General features: G+C 50.7%; 9 protein-coding genes. All 9 read right to left on the reverse strand.

Annotation, left to right across the window (positions count from 1 at the left end):
* Positions 1-6: 6 nt before the first annotated feature.
* Positions 7-1014 carry a flotillin-like protein FloA gene (gene floA, locus BP95_RS0102135; RefSeq protein WP_028531291.1) on the reverse strand — a complete coding sequence of 336 codons (1008 nt, stop codon included), beginning with the start codon at positions 1012-1014 and terminating at the stop codon, positions 7-9.
* Between the two features lie 77 nt (positions 1015-1091).
* Entirely contained in the window at positions 1092-2459 is a 1368-nt protein-coding gene (locus tag BP95_RS33700; RefSeq protein WP_028531292.1) for an NfeD family protein, read from the reverse strand.
* A 233-nt stretch (positions 2460-2692) separates the two neighbouring features.
* Positions 2693-3136 carry a GatB/YqeY domain-containing protein gene (locus tag BP95_RS0102145; protein WP_021256807.1) on the reverse strand — a complete coding sequence of 148 codons (444 nt, stop codon included), beginning with the start codon at positions 3134-3136 and terminating at the stop codon, positions 2693-2695.
* A gap of 15 nt (positions 3137-3151) precedes the next feature.
* Positions 3152-3325, reverse strand: coding sequence for a 30S ribosomal protein S21 (gene rpsU, locus BP95_RS0102150; RefSeq protein ID WP_005547957.1), 174 nt, complete (start codon positions 3323-3325; stop codon positions 3152-3154).
* 189 nt (positions 3326-3514) lie between these two features.
* Positions 3515-3856 carry a histidine triad nucleotide-binding protein gene (locus BP95_RS0102155; protein ID WP_021256808.1) on the reverse strand — a complete coding sequence of 114 codons (342 nt, stop codon included), beginning with the start codon at positions 3854-3856 and terminating at the stop codon, positions 3515-3517.
* Between the two features lie 395 nt (positions 3857-4251).
* Positions 4252-7851 carry an AAA family ATPase gene (locus BP95_RS0102160; protein WP_028531293.1) on the reverse strand — a complete coding sequence of 1200 codons (3600 nt, stop codon included), beginning with the start codon at positions 7849-7851 and terminating at the stop codon, positions 4252-4254.
* Positions 7848-9047, reverse strand: a complete 1200-nt coding sequence (locus tag BP95_RS0102165; RefSeq protein ID WP_021256810.1) for an exonuclease SbcCD subunit D — start codon at positions 9045-9047, stop codon at positions 7848-7850. Before BP95_RS0102165 ends, BP95_RS0102160 begins: the two co-directional genes overlap by 4 nt.
* A gap of 35 nt (positions 9048-9082) precedes the next feature.
* Positions 9083-13414, reverse strand: a complete 4332-nt coding sequence (locus BP95_RS0102170) for a UvrD-helicase domain-containing protein (RefSeq protein ID WP_028531294.1) — start codon at positions 13412-13414, stop codon at positions 9083-9085.
* The gene (gene addB, locus BP95_RS0102175; RefSeq protein ID WP_021256812.1) at positions 13392-16994 is read right to left on the reverse strand and encodes a helicase-exonuclease AddAB subunit AddB; all 3603 of its coding nucleotides are present in this window, start codon (positions 16992-16994) and stop codon (positions 13392-13394) included. The genes BP95_RS0102170 and addB overlap by 23 nt, the downstream gene beginning before the upstream one ends.
* Positions 16995-17226: the final 232 nt, after the last annotated feature.

A 17226-nucleotide genomic window follows, 5' to 3' on the forward strand; every position in this document is an offset into this window, starting at 1 on the left:
CATCGCCTAGCTTTCTGATTTGTTGTCGTGATTATTGTTGGGATTGTTGTCGGATACCTTGCCGATTGTACCGCGCATTTGCGTATCGGCTTCAATGTTTTTCAAATTCATATAATCCATAACACCCAATTTGCCGCCACGAAGCGCTTCAGCCATAGCAAGGGGCACTTGAGATTCCGACTCAACAACAAGTGCACGCATTTCAACGACGCGTGCCTTCATCTCTTGCTCATGTGCGACTGCCATTGCACGGCGTTCTTCTGCTTTTGCTTGCGCAATGCGCTTATCCGCCTCAGCTTGCTCAGTTTGCAAATGTGCACCGATGTTCTTACCTACATCGACGTCTGCAATATCAATAGACAAGATTTCAAAGGCCGTTCCTGCATCCAAACCTTTGCCGAGTACAGTACGGGAGATAAGATCTGGATTCTCCAGAACGTCTTTATGGGATGCGCTGGAACCTACAGTTGTAACGATACCTTCGCCAACACGCGCGATAATCGTCTCTTCCCCAGCACCACCGACTAGGCGCTCGATGTTCGCACGTACGGTAACGCGCGCACGAACCTTTACTTCAATACCGTCCTTCGCCATAGCGGCAACGATAGGCGTTTCAATAACACGCGGGTTAACACTCATTTGCACCGCCTGCAATACATCGCGTCCTGCAAGATCGATTGCTGCTGCGCGTTCGAATTCAAGATGAATATTCGCACGTTGTGCAGCGATTAACGCATTAACAACACGGTCAACATTACCGCCAGCCAAGTAGTGACTCTCCAGTTGGTTAATATTCAGTCCAAGACCGGCCTTAGTAGCCTTAATCATTGGGTTGACGATACGGCTTGGCGTTACACGGCGCAGACGCATAGCGACGAGTGAGATAATCCCGATCTTCACCCCGGATGCAATAGCCGAGATCCAGAGCATTACTGGGAAGAAGCTAAAGAATACACTTAGTGCAATAACAATAACAACCCCTATTAATAGCGCAGTTACCGTAGATGGATCCATATTCAATCATCCTCCAATATTTTGTTATATGTGTGAAGCAAGGGTTAGAACCTATAGTCAAAAATAACATAAAGGGGTCAATCTTTGGTCAACGATCGTACGACAATCCGTACGCCCTCCACCTCAACAACCTCAACCTCTTCGTCACGGCTTATAAAACCGCCATCTGTGACGACATCATATTTGATATCCCCAATCAGAGCCGTTCCCGATGGACGCAATGTTGTCAATGCACGCCCTGTCTTCCCGAGCAGCTCTGTATGATTTATATTCGACACGTAACCTTCATCTGTCGTCAAGGAATCACGGAGAATGAACTTATTCCAAATACCGCGGTGCTTGAAAACACGAACGACGATGATAACCACAACCAGAGCAGCTGCGAAGGCAATGCCAAGCGACATCAGCGCATCTGCAGTATCATTAGCAGCTCGCACGACACCCGTAATCAAGCTTAACGATCCTAGTATGCCCAATATGCCGAAGCTCGGGATGAACAACTCCAGTGCTAGCAGTATTAGCCCAATGATGAATAGAACGATGGTCTCCACCCCCGCTAGTCCTGCAATGTAGTGACCGAAGAAATACAAACCAAATCCAGCAATCCCCAGTATTCCTGGGACACCGAAGCCTGGTACGAACAGTTCGATTGCAACACCTGCGATTCCAAGGAACAGGAGCAATGTCGCAATCCCTGGATGAACAACAAAGGCTGCAATTTGTTCTGAGGTAGAAGGCTCAATCTGAACAAGATTTGCTTGATCCAGCTTCAACTGTTTCAACAGATCTGCCGTATTGGAAGCTACATATTCCGCATACCCGGCTTTACGCGCATCCTCCGAGCTCAATGACAACACCTCACCCGATGGTATTGTCCGTCCCAGCTCCTTAATTTCGTAAGCGCCTTGCAAATCAGCCATTGCTTGTGCAACGAGCGGATCTCTGCCATTTTTTTGTGCAACGGCTTTCATTTTGCTAACCCACATGGCAACCAGCTTTGGATCATTTACATAATTGTGAGCTCCATCAACCAAGGCTGCCGATCCGATTGCACTGCCTGGAGTCATTGCGATCTCATTGGCGCTCAGTGCAAGATAACTGCCTGCCGATGCTGCATTGCCCTCTACGAACATAATCGTACGCACAGGACTGGAGATAATTCTCTGGCTGATATTGCCCGCAGATCCCAATTCTCCACCCGGTGTGTCCATCTCGATAATAATTGCTTCAGGACTTAGCTGTTCTGCCTCATCAAGTGCACGGAACAGGAAGGATTCCATAACTGGATTCACCGTTCCCTTCAGTGGAAGGACAATCACATTGTGTGCCGAACTGCCTTCCGCTTTCACTTGAGCGCTTACAAATGGGATGCAGGAGAACAGGATCATGATCGCTGTCAAAACTAAGGTGGCTAATCCTAGTGGTTTCCCTCGAAAATACCGCATGGTGGATGACTACCCCCTTTCTTATTCTGTTGTAGACAAATGCGATACGTGCTATTCAAAAAGCTTGCTGACAATTGTGGCATGACTCACATTGTGAAAACAGCCCTTTTGAACACATATAATAATACGTCCTGATCATGCCTTGCGTTTCATCTTTAGATATATAGAAAAAAACACTCCTTATGAATAAGGAGTGTTTTTTATCGTTTCGTCAATAGACGTAAAGAGATCGTTTATTGCAGACATTGTTGCACGACAGAATTGACTAACTTGCCGTCTGCGCGCCCCTTCACCTTTGGCATGAGGGCACCCATTACTTTCCCCATGTCGGCTTTCGAAGAAGCACCGGTCTCTTGGATGGTCTCTTGTACAATCACTTTTATCTCTTCTTCGGAAAGCTGAGCAGGAAGATAAGGCGTCAAGATATCAATTTCCGCCCGAACCCCATCTGCCAAATCGCCTCGACCTGCTTTTTCGAACTCGTGGAGGGCATCTTTCCGCTGTTTGATCTCACGACCTAGAATTTCAAGCACTTCATCGTCATTCAAAGTTCTTCTTTCATCTATCTCAACATTCTTGATCGCCGAACGAACCATTCGGATGGTGGAGAGTTTGAACTTGTCTTGACTTTTCATCGCTTGCTTCATATCTTCGTTCAATCTTTGGCTAAGATCCATTGGTGCGTAATCCTCCTAAAACTTTCTCTTGCGGGCAGCCTCGGACTTCTTCTTGCGCTTAACGCTTGGCTTCTCATAGTGCTTGCGCTTTTTAACTTCAGCCAATACGCCATCCTTCGCGATGGAGCGCTTAAAGCGACGAAGTGCAGCATCGATTGTCTCGTTTTTGCGAACTTTCGTTTCAGACACCAGTTATCCCTCCCTCCGAACAGACCGTCCAAGAACAAAAACACGGTTCATCAAATTACATTATATGTGATTGTAAAACTAGGTGTCAACCATGTGAACAGATTATAACGACATTTCATGGTTGGAAATGTTTGCACAGCGGCATTTTCCTGCATGTTTATCTACCACTATATGGCTATAATACGCGATTTATCCAACCAATGCTCCCAGCTGTTCGCCGCCAAGCAAATGATAATGGATATGGAATACCACTTGTCCACTATCCTTGCCGCAGTTGTTAATCAAGCGGTATCCCGATTCTGCAATGCCTAGCTCACGTGCAATTTGCTGAGCAGCGCGATGAATGTCTCCAATCAGGGCGAAATCCTCGCCTTCAGCATCGTTCATTGTTGCAATATGTTTCTTCGGAATCACGAGAATATGTACTGGAGCTTGGGGAGTAATATCGTGAAATGCTACTACCGTATCATCCTCATACACTTTTTTCGAAGGAATGGAGCCTTCGACAATTTTACAAAAAATACAATCCATCTCTTTTCATTCCTCCCTTAATATGTATTCGCTCTGAGCCTGAATTCAGGCGGTATGTCTCTTAATTTGGCGTACCCTTATCATAGCAAAAAAAAGAAGCCTGTCCAAGTGATCTATAAATAGCAATAGCGTTTGTATGCGCACATACCGTACTATGAGGTTGGAATTTATCAAAAAAAGGACAAAAAAAAGAGCACCTCGTACCCCGCAATTGCGGGCAGCGCGTCAGCGCTGTGAGCGTACTGTTGCTGCATGCATCGCGACTCTGATTATTGATCACGACTGTTTGCAGACACAATACGATCACCGAGGTGCAAATAGGAAAATTATTGATGTCGGCTGCCTGTATTATAACAGCCTGTTGAAACTGTTACTGTGAGCTAGTTCACAACTATCTAATTCGTTTCCATTACGATTCGTGACCCTTCTCCTGCTTGTTCTGCCGGTATGACAGCCAGCTTTCTCGCCAAGCGAGCACGCAGCTCCGGAACATGGCTGATTACCCCAACTGACAAGCGATCCGAATGCAGTTTCTCCAGTGCGGTAACAACCGTATCAAGAAGCTCAGGATCGAGTGTCCCGAATCCTTCATCAAGGAAGAAGAACTCGAGAGGGTACTTGCCTCGTAATTGAATCTGAGAGGACAGTGCAAGAGCCAGTGCAAGCGAAGTCAAGAAGGTTTCTCCTCCCGATAGTGTAGATACCGGTCTGCGGATACCTCCATTGCCATCATCGCGGATGACGAAGCCCCCGCCAGAATCCACTTCCAGCGCATAGCGCTGCTTCGTTAATACCTTCAATCGTTCTGACGCAGCGCGGCTAACCTGCATAAGCTGTTCTTCCGCAATAAATTCAACGAAGGCGTTACCACGGAATACAGCCTGCAGCTGGTGCAATCGGCCCGCATATTCTTCGGTGCGCGAGCGTGCTTCCTCAAGTTCTGTCCAGCGTGCATGCTTACTACGTAACTGCTCCGCGTCCCGCTCTGCCTTTGCTTTCCGAGCAAGGGCTTCCTCTGCCGCTGCTTCGGCCGCCACTTTCTTCTCGCTGCAAGCGTTCCACTGCTCATCCGTAACCACTGAAGAACCTATTCGCTCTTGCAATCGATTTAGCTGCGAACTGACATCCCGAACTGAATCGTGATAAGCGAGCAGCGTTTGCTCTAATTGTGAGGTGAGTTCTTCTGTCATCCGAGCGGCATGCACATCTGAAATTTCTGTAAAGGAAGACTTCGACAGCAGATCTTGAAGTCGTTGACCGCTCACTTCTACCTGCTCGGCCAGACTCGTCAAGGCTTGCGCAGCAAGAGCCGCCTGACGGCCTGCAGCTTCGCTTGCAGCCCGTAACCTTTCAGCCTCGTCCGCTGTTCGCTTAACTCGTTCACGAAGCTCTGCTAGACGAGCTGATGTAGCTGCTGCAAGCTCCTCTATGGATTGCTTCTGCAACCATGGCTTCAACCGAGTCTCGTAATCCCCTAGTAGACGGGCAACACCATTACACTCCGCTTGCGCATTGACACGCTCAACCTCAGCAGCTTGACGCTCTTTCGTGTATTGAAGAATTCGTTCTTTCATTTCCTCTATATAAACTGCACTCTTCTCCAGTCGTTCCCGGCAATCGCTCACGACTGCTTCTCTTGCAGTCCATTCCTGCTGCAAAGACGGCATCTGCGCGAATTCCCATTGGAACGCTTTGTAACGAAGATTCCATTCCTCATGCTGCTTGGCCAGAGCCTCTTCTGCTTCCTTCCATGCACGATTGGCGTCACGCAACGCCACAAATGAAGATTGGTAGCTAGACGACAATTGCTGCAGCTCCCATTGCTTGCCTGCAGCATCCTTCAGCAGTTGCTCCATAAGGCCTTCCATTGCACGAGCATTCTGGATGAATGACTGCACGTCTTGCTGTAGAGCTGTCAACTGATTCTCCACTGCAGTCAAATCCAATTCTTCAACATCTTTGTACGTATGTGATCCTGCTTGCTCAGAAGCTGCTCCTTCGTCGGCTTGCAGCGGCGATTCATCTTCCAACAGCATGTCCTTGTTATCTAAACCGAACGATTGCGCGGCAGCAAGCTCGGTCATAGAGTCTCTCCACGAAGGATGTTCGCCTCTCAGTTGGTCTTCTTCAGCCACTGCTGACAACTGATCGCGTATCAGTTGCGACGCTCGCTCGGACACTTCCTGCAGACGCTGCATCCAGGTCGAGAACTGTTCACGACTACGAGCTGCTTCAGCGTCCACATCCAGAAGCAATCGACTCGATATGTTCTTCAGTTGCTCCCATTGCCGCCATCGCTCGTCTCCATTTGTAGAGTTGACCTTAGCACTCGCATGTACATGGGCGGGGGCTGGATGTTCCTTCGATCCGCATACCGGACAGGACTCATTATTTACCAATGACAATGCTAACTGGACAGCCATTTGCTCCGCTGTTTCCTTCCACTGCTTCTGGCGCTCATCATCCATTGCCGATTCGACCTGTACAAAGAGATGGGTCACTTGCTCGCGAAGCCGTCTCCAGCATGTTCTTGAATGAAGCCCCTCTTCCAGTTTATGTCGAATCGTCCCAGCTGCGGACAACAGCTCTTCAAGCTTATCATTAAGCTTGCGATTGACAGTCTCTGTCTGTGTTTCATGCTTCATTCGATGATTATTCAACTCATTGGAGCGTCCTTCCATGAACGTGATCTTATCATAGTAAGAGATCGCCTGATGGAAGTGTTCCTGCTCCTCGGCAGTCTTGACATGTGCCACAAGCGTCGTTCGAAGCTCCTCTTGACGTGCCGCCGCCTTCTTAAGCAGCTGCTCTGATCGTTCAATATCAGACGCTGCAGAGTCATAGCGTGCATGGGCACTCTCCAAGCGGAGCTTCCATTCGCCCTCCTCCTTGCGTAGACGCTCGCATTCCTGCTGCAGGCGAACTGCCTCTTGAAGCTGCTCACTCCGACGGAGCAATTCCGGCTCTTCACGCTCTTGAACGTGCTTCGCCTCCTCGGCAGCAGTCACAGCCTTCTGTGCATCCGATGCAGCGATACCCGCTTGTTCTTCACGAGATGCATGCTCTGCCACAGCCATGTTCCGCTTTACAATCAACTGCTCCGCTTCCAAGGCAATAGGTGCAATCCGCTCTGCCTCTCTCGCACGATTCAGCTTCGTTTCCTCTTCAGCGCGCTTCGGCGCCTCATTCTGCAGCTCAGACATTCTTCTCGATATTCGTGCATGCTCCTGTTGAAGCTCACGCTGCTCAGCCATAGCGTGATACTCCTGCTCAGCAGCCTGCTTGGACGCCTTGGCCAGTTCTGCCTGTTTCGCCGCTTCTGTCAATGCCTGTTCTGCACTCGCCAGCGCTTCCTGCGAGGCATCACCCAATCCCTGCTGTTCAGCCGAGTAAGCCATCAGTTCGGCTTCAGCATCCTTGGCACGACGAGATATACGAGCAGACAGCTCATCTCCATATTTCTCAAGCGAGAAGAGACGCTGAAGCATTTGACGTCTATCGCTGCCCTTAAGCGACAAGAACTCTGCGAACTTGCCTTGAGGAAGAACGACCGCTCTTGTGAAGTCATCCATTTTCAATCCAATGTGCTGTTCAACACAGCGAGTTACCTCAGCCAGCTTGTCAGCTAAGACGACCTCGCCTTCAGGCGTAATCTCAACAAACCGACTGACCGAGTTGCTTACTGTAATATCGCCCGTCCGCTTGAACCTGCGCTCTACGCGGAACGCCCTACGCTCCCCAGCACCGTTCAACTCAAATGTAAACGCAACAGACAATTGATTTTCCGCCTGATTCAATATGCCCTGCGTGCCATTCGTAGCTCGCTCTACCTTCCCATACAGTGCGAGCGTCATCGCATCCAAGATCGTAGACTTGCCGCTTCCTGTCGGGCCAAATATACCGAATAAACCTGTCTCGCACAGTGTTCGGAAGTCGAGGCACTGCTCTTCTCGATAGCTTTGCAATCCTGCCAGCTTCAACTCGATTGGCTTCATGCACCTTCACCTTCCTTCTCCAGCCCATCTTCTCCGATCAATTCCAAGAAGCAGTCCACTAATGCATCGTCAGGCTTAGCTCCTCCAGTCTGACGCTCATAGAACCGCCGGAACAGTTCATGTACCGGTAGTTCACTACGGCGTCCTTCTTCAGCCGCAATTCGTTCAATCTCTGGATAAATGGGACGAATATTGACGATACCTTCATGATTTCGACGCAGCTTCTGAATCTGCTCTAACGTCAGTGCTTCTGTAAGATGAATGCAGACATCCAGCCAAGCACCAGCATCCTTGCCCTCCTCAATCCAGCGAAGCGTCTCTTCATACCCACCGCGAACATTCCATTTCATGAGCGGCTTGCCGGAAGAGAGGAATCGCTCCTGAGGAACAGCCTCCTGACCCGGTGCCAAATCCAGCAGAGTGACCGACTTCGCCTGACCCGCCTCTGAGAAGCTGTAGCCGAGCGGCGATCCACTGTAGCGAATAACCCCCGGCCCCTTCACTGCCTGTGGCCGATGTAAATGGCCAAGTGCACTATACTGCGGTGCAGCAGGAGCTCCCATACAAGCGAACACGCTTGGATCAACAGTATAAGCTCCACCCACCTGAATTGGGCGCTCAGAATCACTCTCCAGTCCGCCAAGAACGTACAAATGACTCATAATCAAATTAACGGTAGAAGGTCGAAAATGCATGGCCTGATGAAGCAGCAGCTTCCCTACCTTCGCGCTGTATGCACTGCGCAGCTCATGTTCTTCATTGGAGGCTGTAAGCAGCTCTCCTAATCGCGCCTCAGATGGATAAGGCAGCCCTGCAATAACTGCATCTTCCCCCGTTCTCGCACAATGAATGGTCACTGGCTCCAGACTAGGCTGCCCGATTAGCGTCACGCCAAGCTCATGCACGAGTGGCGCTGATGCCGATAAGCGATCTGGGTGGTCATGATTCCCGGAAATAATTACGACCGGGCGCTTGCCCTGCTGCGACAATCTGGCAGCAGCCTCATAGAACAGCTGCTCTGCCGCTGCCGGGGGGTTAACCGAATCATATACATCCCCTGCGATCAGGATCAGGTCTGCCTGCTCTTCATCCGCCAGCTGTATGAACTCTTCGACGAAAGCAGCCTGTTCGTTTAGACGGCTCCTGCCTTCCAGCGTCCGCCCAAAGTGCCAATCCGCTGTATGCAAAATACGCATGGTTGTCTCTCCTTTCTTCCTGCGATTGTAATAGACTATAGTTCACACGCTTGCTTAGTATCGAAAAAGTACAGCACCTTACGGTCGACTGGACGATGCCAAATCTGTTCGATTGCACGTGCGTATAAATTCAACTGGAAACGATAATGCTCCGTTAGTGCCTCTAGGCCGCCTCGATGTGCAAGCACCCTATCTGTCTTATAATCGAGCAGCACGAGCTGCCCTTCCCATTCGAACAGGCAGTCTATGACCCCTTGAACAAGTACCGTCTCCTGATCTAGCAAGCCAGATGTGTCTCGTGCCGCGAAGGTCGAAGTTGCCACAAACCGCTCCATCGACGATTTCCCCGACCGATCGTTGTCCAGCGTTGGTTGTTCGCTAGAAACTGGCTCAGCTACCGGCACATCTTCATGAGCAGGGGGCTCCTGAGCGAGATTGCTATTCCCGGAGCTGAGATGCAGCTGTCTCGTCAATTCGATCGTATAAGCTTCAGCAGCTGTCAGACCATAGCTGAACGGAAGCTCTCGCTTCACCCATGTTGCCTGCAGCAGTTGACGGCCAACCTCACTCTCGAAAAAGCCAGCTACCGCAGCTTGATCAATCGCTTCCGCCTGCTTGTCCGTCATATATTGATGCTGTACCAAATAGAGCAGGGTATTGTGAACAGTATCTATCGTCACATCCGAATGCAAAGGCATATGCTGCATAAATAAATGATATAACGTCCCCCGTTCCGTTGGCGTCACCTTGCTAGCCTCCATAAATTTAGGACGGCGCAGATGCAGCGTGAAGCCTTCTTCACTCCTGGGAGAAGATGTAGCGGAGCCATTTCCCCCTGATGTCTCCAAGGAGTGGCCATTGTCCATAGTTGTTTCATTCCCAGCCATCGCTCTATCGACCGGCTCATGCTCGTCGGTACGAGGCTCTGAAATCCATTGGTCGGCTGGCCATTCATCCGACGCCGACATCCGTTTCATTTCCGTGACTGAAGTCTTCGCTGGTAGTAAAGTTGCAATCCGATTCGGATCCCGCCAGCGAAGCCGCTCATCCAGCGCAGCTTGCCAATCGCTTGACGGCATGTTCTCCTGCACTTCCAACCGCTCCAATGCCTCAAGCACCTGCGCCTTATCCTCATCCAGTTCCACTCCGCCGAGTGCTGTACCAGATGCAAGAACCGCGGCGGACATAATTGACAGTCTCCACTCCGAGCGATCGTCATGCAGGCACTCCCCGTTCCGATTCGGAAGCCCCGCGAATCGGCGCCATTCCGACGCGGACATATGTCGAATAACAGATGGCCCGATCCAATCCATGTAGGAACGTGCCCGTGCCACCATATAATCAGGCAGCAGCAAGGACTCTACATCGAGTGCTTCTCCCCACTCCCGAATTGACTTCTCTGGATCATTGACAGTACCGATTAGAATCATCTTCTCCTTCGGTCTTGTCAAGGCGACGTACAGCACCCGCATCTCCTCAGCAAGCAGTTCCAGTTTCATTTGCCTGCGAATTGCTAAGTTCGGAAGTGTCGGGTAAGAAACTCGGAGCTCTTCATCTACGAACTTCGGCCCAAATCCGAGCCGCTTGTGCATCAAGAATGGCGAGTTCAAGTCTTGCTGATTGAATCGCTTCGACAGTCCTGCAACAAAAACAACTGGAAACTCCAGCCCTTTACTCTTATGAATCGTCATAATGCGAACTACATCTTCTTGTTCCCCTAACGCACGAGCAGTTCCCAAGTCTCCTCCTGTATCGCGCATGCGGTCAATAAAGCGTAGGAATCGGAACAGACCGCGAATGGAAGAGGATTCGTATTGACGTGCCCGATCATATAGCGCTCGCAGATTGGCCTGCCGCTGCATACCTCCTGGCAATCCGCCTACCCATTCGTAATAGCCCGTCTCCCGGTACAGCCGCCATATGAGCTGCGATAGACTTCCTTGACGGGCCGCCGACCGCCAATGCTCCAGCTTGTACAGAAAGCGATACAGCTTATCCTGCAAGTCAGTGTCGCTTGATACCTCCTCAGCTTTTTGTTCTCCCGCTTCATTTTGCATCATTTTACACACAGCATCATAGAAAGAAATACCCTTTCCCTGAAGTCGAACTCGTGCCAGCTCTTCTGCCGTAAGTCCGACAATCGGAGAACGGAGAACCGCCGCCAATGGAATATCCTGCTGCGGATTATCAATAACGCGAAGCAAAGAGAGTACAACCTCTACCTCCGTAGCCTGAAAATAGCCCGTATTGAACTCGGCGTAAGCAGGAATGCCTTCCAATCTCAGTTCTTCTACCATGAGTGGTGCCCATGCTTGCGTCGCCCGAAGTAAAATTACAATATCCCGATACGTCGCTGGACGCATTCGCTTCAAATGCTTATCGTACACGAGGAACGGCTCTGTTCCTTCATCCCCGAGCAGCCTGCGGATTTTTGCCGCAATTGCCCGCGCCTCAAGGCGTGCTGTTTCCATTTCAGCAGGATCAAGCGCTTCGACAGCCGCAGCTTCCACATCTGAATCAATATCCTCAACTTCATCGGAGGCCAGCTCACCATCAGAACTTGTACTAGCCTTCTCAATGAGCACCAGCTCGGTTGCATAGTTTTGGCGTTCTGCAAGCTGCTCCATATTCGGCTCGCGCTGAGCAGCACGCAATTCATTGCTGATTTGTTCCAAGGTTGGATAAGTCGCCCCGCAAACGAGCTCAGCTGCTTCATCATATTTCAGCTCAGCCACTCGGTCATTCATGATCTGGCGGAACAGCATATTGACCGCATCTACTACACCCTGTCGGCTGCGGAAATTGCGTGCCAAATCAATGCGTATCCCCTTCTGCTCGGAGCTGTCTGAAGAATAGGATTCATATTTGCTCAAGAACAGACCTGGTTCGGCAAGGCGGAAGCGGTAAATACTCTGCTTAACGTCCCCTACCATGAAGCGGTTGCCAGCGCCGGAACGCGTAATCAGATTCACAATCGCTTCTTGAACCATGTTCGTGTCCTGATATTCATCGAGCAGGATCTCAACGTATTGTTCTTCATACTGTCTAGCTGCTTCTGAAGGAATCGTATGCGCTGGTGTCGAGTCTGGATGGCGCAATATTCGAAGGCAGTAATGCTCCAAGTCCGAAAAATCCAGCCATCCCTTCTTGCGCTTTGCTTCCTCAAAGCGTTCACCGAATTCAATGACAACATCAGCCAGCGTATGCATGATTGGGGCTATCACGCTTAGTTCCTGTAGAAATTGCTCTGGTGTTCTGCGGAACAATTCGTCCCGCAGCTGCTGCAGCCTCGCTTTTGCTTGGTCGCGAAGACGCTTCACCTGCTCCTGCAGTGATTTATCGTACTTATCTCCCCGGCAAGCAGCCAAACGGCCGAACGCCAATAAGTCAAATGAGGAGAAAAGCCTCTCCCATGGTTCATGTTCAGCGGCCTCAGCCAATGCAGCAGCACCTGACAATTCCTGAATTAGTGCCTCCCGATAGGGCTCAGGGCCTCCAGGAGCGTCCAATAATCGATACGCCTGCCGCAGCAGTTCTACAATTCCATTCAAGGTCAGGCGTGCATCCTGCATAACACTTGCCGTCCAAGGTGACTTGCCCAGTTCTTCCACCGATTGCACCTCGAACGAAGCGGACATCTCCTTCATCCATTCATCCGGCCATGGATGACTGCGCGAGAAGTCGAACAACTGCTGCACTAAGCGGAATGCGGCTTCATCGCTGCGTTCCCCGCTGAACCAATCAACCATTCGCTTGAATTCCGAGTGACCGTCCGCATAGCGCTGTTCAAACAATTCCTCCAATACGTCCTGCCGCAGCAGCTCTGTCTCCGTGTCATTTGCTATGCGAAAGGCCGGATCGAGCTGCACCGATTGGAAATGGCGCTGAATAACCTCCAGACAGAAGGAATGCAGTGTCGTGATAGAAGCGCGATTCAATAGCGCCAGTTGACGGCGCAGATGCTCAGAATCAGGCTTCGCCTCCAATTCCCGCTCCAAGGCAAGCCGAATACGCTCTCTCATCTCGGATGCAGCCGCCTTTGTAAAGGTGGCAACAAGCAGCTGGTCGACATGGACGGGTTGTTCTTCATCACTAATCGTCCGAATAATACGCTCCACGAGAACCGCTGTCTTCCCTGATCCAGCAGCAGCTGCGACAAGCACATTTTGTCCCCCGTCAACGACAGCACGCCATTGTTCATCTGTCCAGGTGCTTCCTTCCGGCTTATCTGGCAGCACCCTTACTGTAGGCGATGCCTCTACAGCATCCGAACGAGACTGTGTCCAATTCAGCAGATCGAACTCCAGCTCCTGCTGCCGCTTGCCGCCGAGCGCTTCGTCCCCATTATGATTCTCGTTCTGATTCATTGTCCGCTGCTCCTCCTTCCATCTTCATCCACACTTCGTCCTTCGTCATCCGCGGCAATACATGATAGTCGTTGCCTTCGGTCAACTCATCGAATTGACAGACTGGCTTATAACTGCAAAAATCACATGCCTTCTTCGTCCCAAGGCGATAAGGGTCTATCCGAACATCACCATCTGTAATCCGGGTTCCGATATCTTGGATCACATGGCGAGCCGTTCCCCGCAGCATATCCCATTGCTCCGTAGTCGCAACAGATGCATTGCTGTAGAACGACCCATCCGCCTTCACCGCAACCGGGAGAATGTCTGAATACCCTTTTTCAAGCGGCTCATCCATCAAGGACACAACTTCGCGATCCGCCAGGACGAGTCCACGCATTTTATATTTCTTCATCATTTGCTCATAAGCTTGCTCCACACTCATTCCATTCGCCGCCTGCAACAAAGGATTGTGAACATGGAAATAGAGTGTGCCAGCAGGCAATGCCGACGAGCCGAGCCACAGTTCCGCATACGTAATCAATACATCCAAATAAGTGAGCATTTGCAGCGACAGACCGTAATACACTTCCTGCAGCTTCAAATCTGTCGAACTCGATTTATAGTCAATGACGCGAAGCAGCACGCCGTGGTCACTGTCCGCCTTGTCCACCCGGTCAATCCTTCCGATGATCTCCATCGTACATCCATTGCTTAGAGTAAATCGAAGCGGCGGCAGCGGCTTGTCCGGACCAAAATCCATTTCCAGTCCAATTGGCTCAAACTGACCTCTGCGAGCATGCTCTCCAAGCACGGAAGCAGCACGGCCAACGATTCGCTTCAGCTTGAGCGAGATATGCTCATAACGCTTCGAGCTAAGAAGAATCTCCCCTTGCAATTTTGGGGCAAGCATATCCACGATACGATCTGCTTCTGCTCGACATTCATCCGCCGACAGCGCTGCCCAAGTTCGATTCGAGCTCTGCAAATCTATGGCAAAGCGGCTGAGCGCTGCATGGAACAACTGCCCGATGTCTGGAGCCTCCAATCTATATACCCGACGTTCCTTCAGCTTCAAGCCATGGGAGGCGAAGTGCGAGAACGGACAGGCTACGAAGCGCTCCATGCGAGACACACTGGTTCGCAAGGCAGTACCGTACAAGTGACGGCTTGTGGTCGGAGTAAGTGTCTCTGCTTGATTCCGATACAATAGCGAGCCCATCAGCACCTTCAGCCGATCATGCCATGCTGGCTGCGCGGCGAACCAGCGGTATACATCCCACCATATATTCGCCATTGGTCTTCCTTGGCGCCACTGTCGCAGCTGAACAATCAGGTGTTTCAGCGCAGATTCCGGATAGACAGCGAATTCCGATTGCTCCTCCTCAATCATGAATTCATTCGGCTCAGCCATGACGAGCCGCTCTTGTACACGTGGGAACATGCCGCGTACATGCCGAACCACCTCGGACGGCAGCAATGTCTTCCCTTCTTCATCAGCGAGTGCGTAGCTAATCCACAGACTGTCGCTAGGCGTCGCGAAGGACTGATAAATTAAGAACCGCTCGTCCAGAAGCTTGCGGCGGACGCCAGGCGCGAGCTCCATGCCTATCTGCTGCAGAGTGTCCCGTTCATGCTCCGTAAGCACGCCATCCTCAATCGGACGAGCTGGTATAACGCCATCGTTCACGCCAAGCATATATAAGTGCTTAATTTGGCCGGGTCTTGTCCGATCCATCGAAGCAATGAGCACTTGATCCAGCGCTGGCGGAACAAGCGCCATCTTGATGCTCTCAAATCCGGTATCCAGCATGCCGCCGAACAATTCAATGCTCATCTTCTCTTCGCCGACCATCTCTACCATTTGATCCAGTATATCTAAGAGAGCCCCCCATATTTGCCGATGTTCCCGTGATAGTTGAACCTCTCCGTCAAGCAAAGCATCTTGGCTCATGCGCTCCAGCTTATGAGGCACACCAAGCGCCATCCAGAACGCATACATAGCCTCGCACATGCCGCGAACGTTCGAGCTCGCCTTCATTGCGCGTGCAAGCTCAGCAATCGGATCGGCAATGATGCTGCGGCATTGCTCCACCCACTCTGGAGCATGTCTTGGCCGTTCAACAGCCTCAGCTTCTTCAGCTGTGCCCTCCGCTGCTCCATCTGCATGATCAGGATCAAGCGACATTTCCGGCATTGCAGGCCATGGACGCTTGCTTGTCCACCTGCCCCCTTCGATGCCGCATGCAAGCACATAGTTCTCCAACTTGTCAAAGTGCTCTCTTGTAATCGAACCATCTTCGGACAGCAAAAAATCGGTTTTGACAAACCGAAATACTGCGTCGTATTTCCAATTGCCTATTATGATATCAAGCACCGCTCGCGTCATCTCAACAAATGGATGATGCAGGACTGATTTCTTCTGATCCGTAAAATAGGGAATCCCCGCCTCGGTGAATACCGTATCAATCAGCTCACCATAATGTGCAATGTTCCGCACCATTACCGCCATGTCCCGCCAGCGTACCTGCTCATTGCGCACACGCCGCAGCATTTCCCCAGCAACCGCTTCAACCTCGGCGCGGCGATGTACTGCCGCCTGCACCGTAACCTCTCGATTCGTATCGTGATCGGACGCATGGCTATCCTTGCTCTTCACATTAACTTCCGGCTCACGATAGGGCACTTTGCGTTCAAAATGCCGCTCTAGATGAGCAAGCTTCGGGGAAGTTGCATAACGCGGAAGTGGTTCTTCGTTCGAGTCAAGATGCGTTATACTCCCGATGTCCACGCCAAGCGTATCGGCCATCTCTAACAGCTTCAGCATGGTAGTAGCCGTCGGATGGAACAAATTCAGCTCATGCGGAACTTCGCCAAGCGCGTACGCCTTATCCAAACACAGCGTCACACTTACATTCGGCGCATGGAGAATGAGCGAAGCGAGAACCGCATATTCTTGTGGGGTAAATCCGTGAAACCCGTCAATCCAAATATCAGCGCTCTTCACGTACTCCGATGCTGCAACACCCTCGGACAACCGAGCAAGCACGTCTTCCCCATCCAAGTAACGACCAGCCAATTCCGATTCAAACTCATGCAGGATGCTGGAAATGTCGCGAAGCTTCGCGGATAACAGCGGTTGTCCTGTCATGTGAGCGTCCAAAAAAGCAAGATGCTCCTCAACTTCACTGGACTCTACTCGATACCGCTTCATCTCATCAAAGAGATCGTTAAGCTTCTCGATAAATCCGAATTGTTCTGCTGCACCCGCAAATAAAGGCAAATCTGACTTGCGGCGCTGCAAAATCTTGTAGAGCAGCATCTTCTTGCCCTCTTCATTGATCGCTGTTAGTGCAGTGCCGCCAGCCTCTTGCATGACGCGATACGCAAGTCGCCGGAAGCTTAGTACTTGCGCTCTCAATATGCCAGCGATTCCATCCTCACGAATGAGAGCATGCTCTGCCTGAAAGGTTGCCTGTTCGGGGACTATCCATATAATCGGTGCCCCGTCCGCTTGGCTGCGAAGCTCATCTCGTACGCTTCTTAACACATGCTCCGTCTTGCCACTGCCGGAACGACCGATGACAAAATGCAACGGCAAAGTGATCCCTCCATTTCCCTAAATGCGATTCATGGCATCTACTTGCCACGATATGATACACTATGATCAAACCAATAATTGGTATATAATTTCGGTTACACCCGATTCTAGCATTAGGTTTCATTATATCATATTTCAAACTAGCGATAGAACACATGTTTGGAAACGATGCCGATATTCGCCATCTGCTTCTTGTGAGTTGCAGTGCATCATGTAACTTCGTAATCGAAGG

Source organism: Paenibacillus sp. UNC217MF (assembly GCF_000686865.1).
GTDB lineage: Bacteria > Bacillota > Bacilli > Paenibacillales > Paenibacillaceae > Paenibacillus_B > Paenibacillus_B suaedae.

Coding starts and splice junctions, on each gene's coding strand:
- floA (WP_028531291.1), bottom strand. CDS start 1,014: ATGGATCCATCTACGGTAACTGCGCTATTAATAGGGGTTGTTATTGTT.
- BP95_RS33700 (WP_028531292.1), bottom strand. CDS start 2,459: ATGCGGTATTTTCGAGGGAAACCACTAGGATTAGCCACCTTAGTTTTG.
- BP95_RS0102145 (WP_021256807.1), bottom strand. CDS start 3,136: ATGGATCTTAGCCAAAGATTGAACGAAGATATGAAGCAAGCGATGAAA.
- BP95_RS0102155 (WP_021256808.1), bottom strand. CDS start 3,856: ATGGATTGTATTTTTTGTAAAATTGTCGAAGGCTCCATTCCTTCGAAA.
- BP95_RS0102160 (WP_028531293.1), bottom strand. CDS start 7,851: ATGAAGCCAATCGAGTTGAAGCTGGCAGGATTGCAAAGCTATCGAGAA.
- BP95_RS0102165 (WP_021256810.1), bottom strand. CDS start 9,047: ATGCGTATTTTGCATACAGCGGATTGGCACTTTGGGCGGACGCTGGAA.
- BP95_RS0102170 (WP_028531294.1), bottom strand. CDS start 13,414: ATGAATCAGAACGAGAATCATAATGGGGACGAAGCGCTCGGCGGCAAG.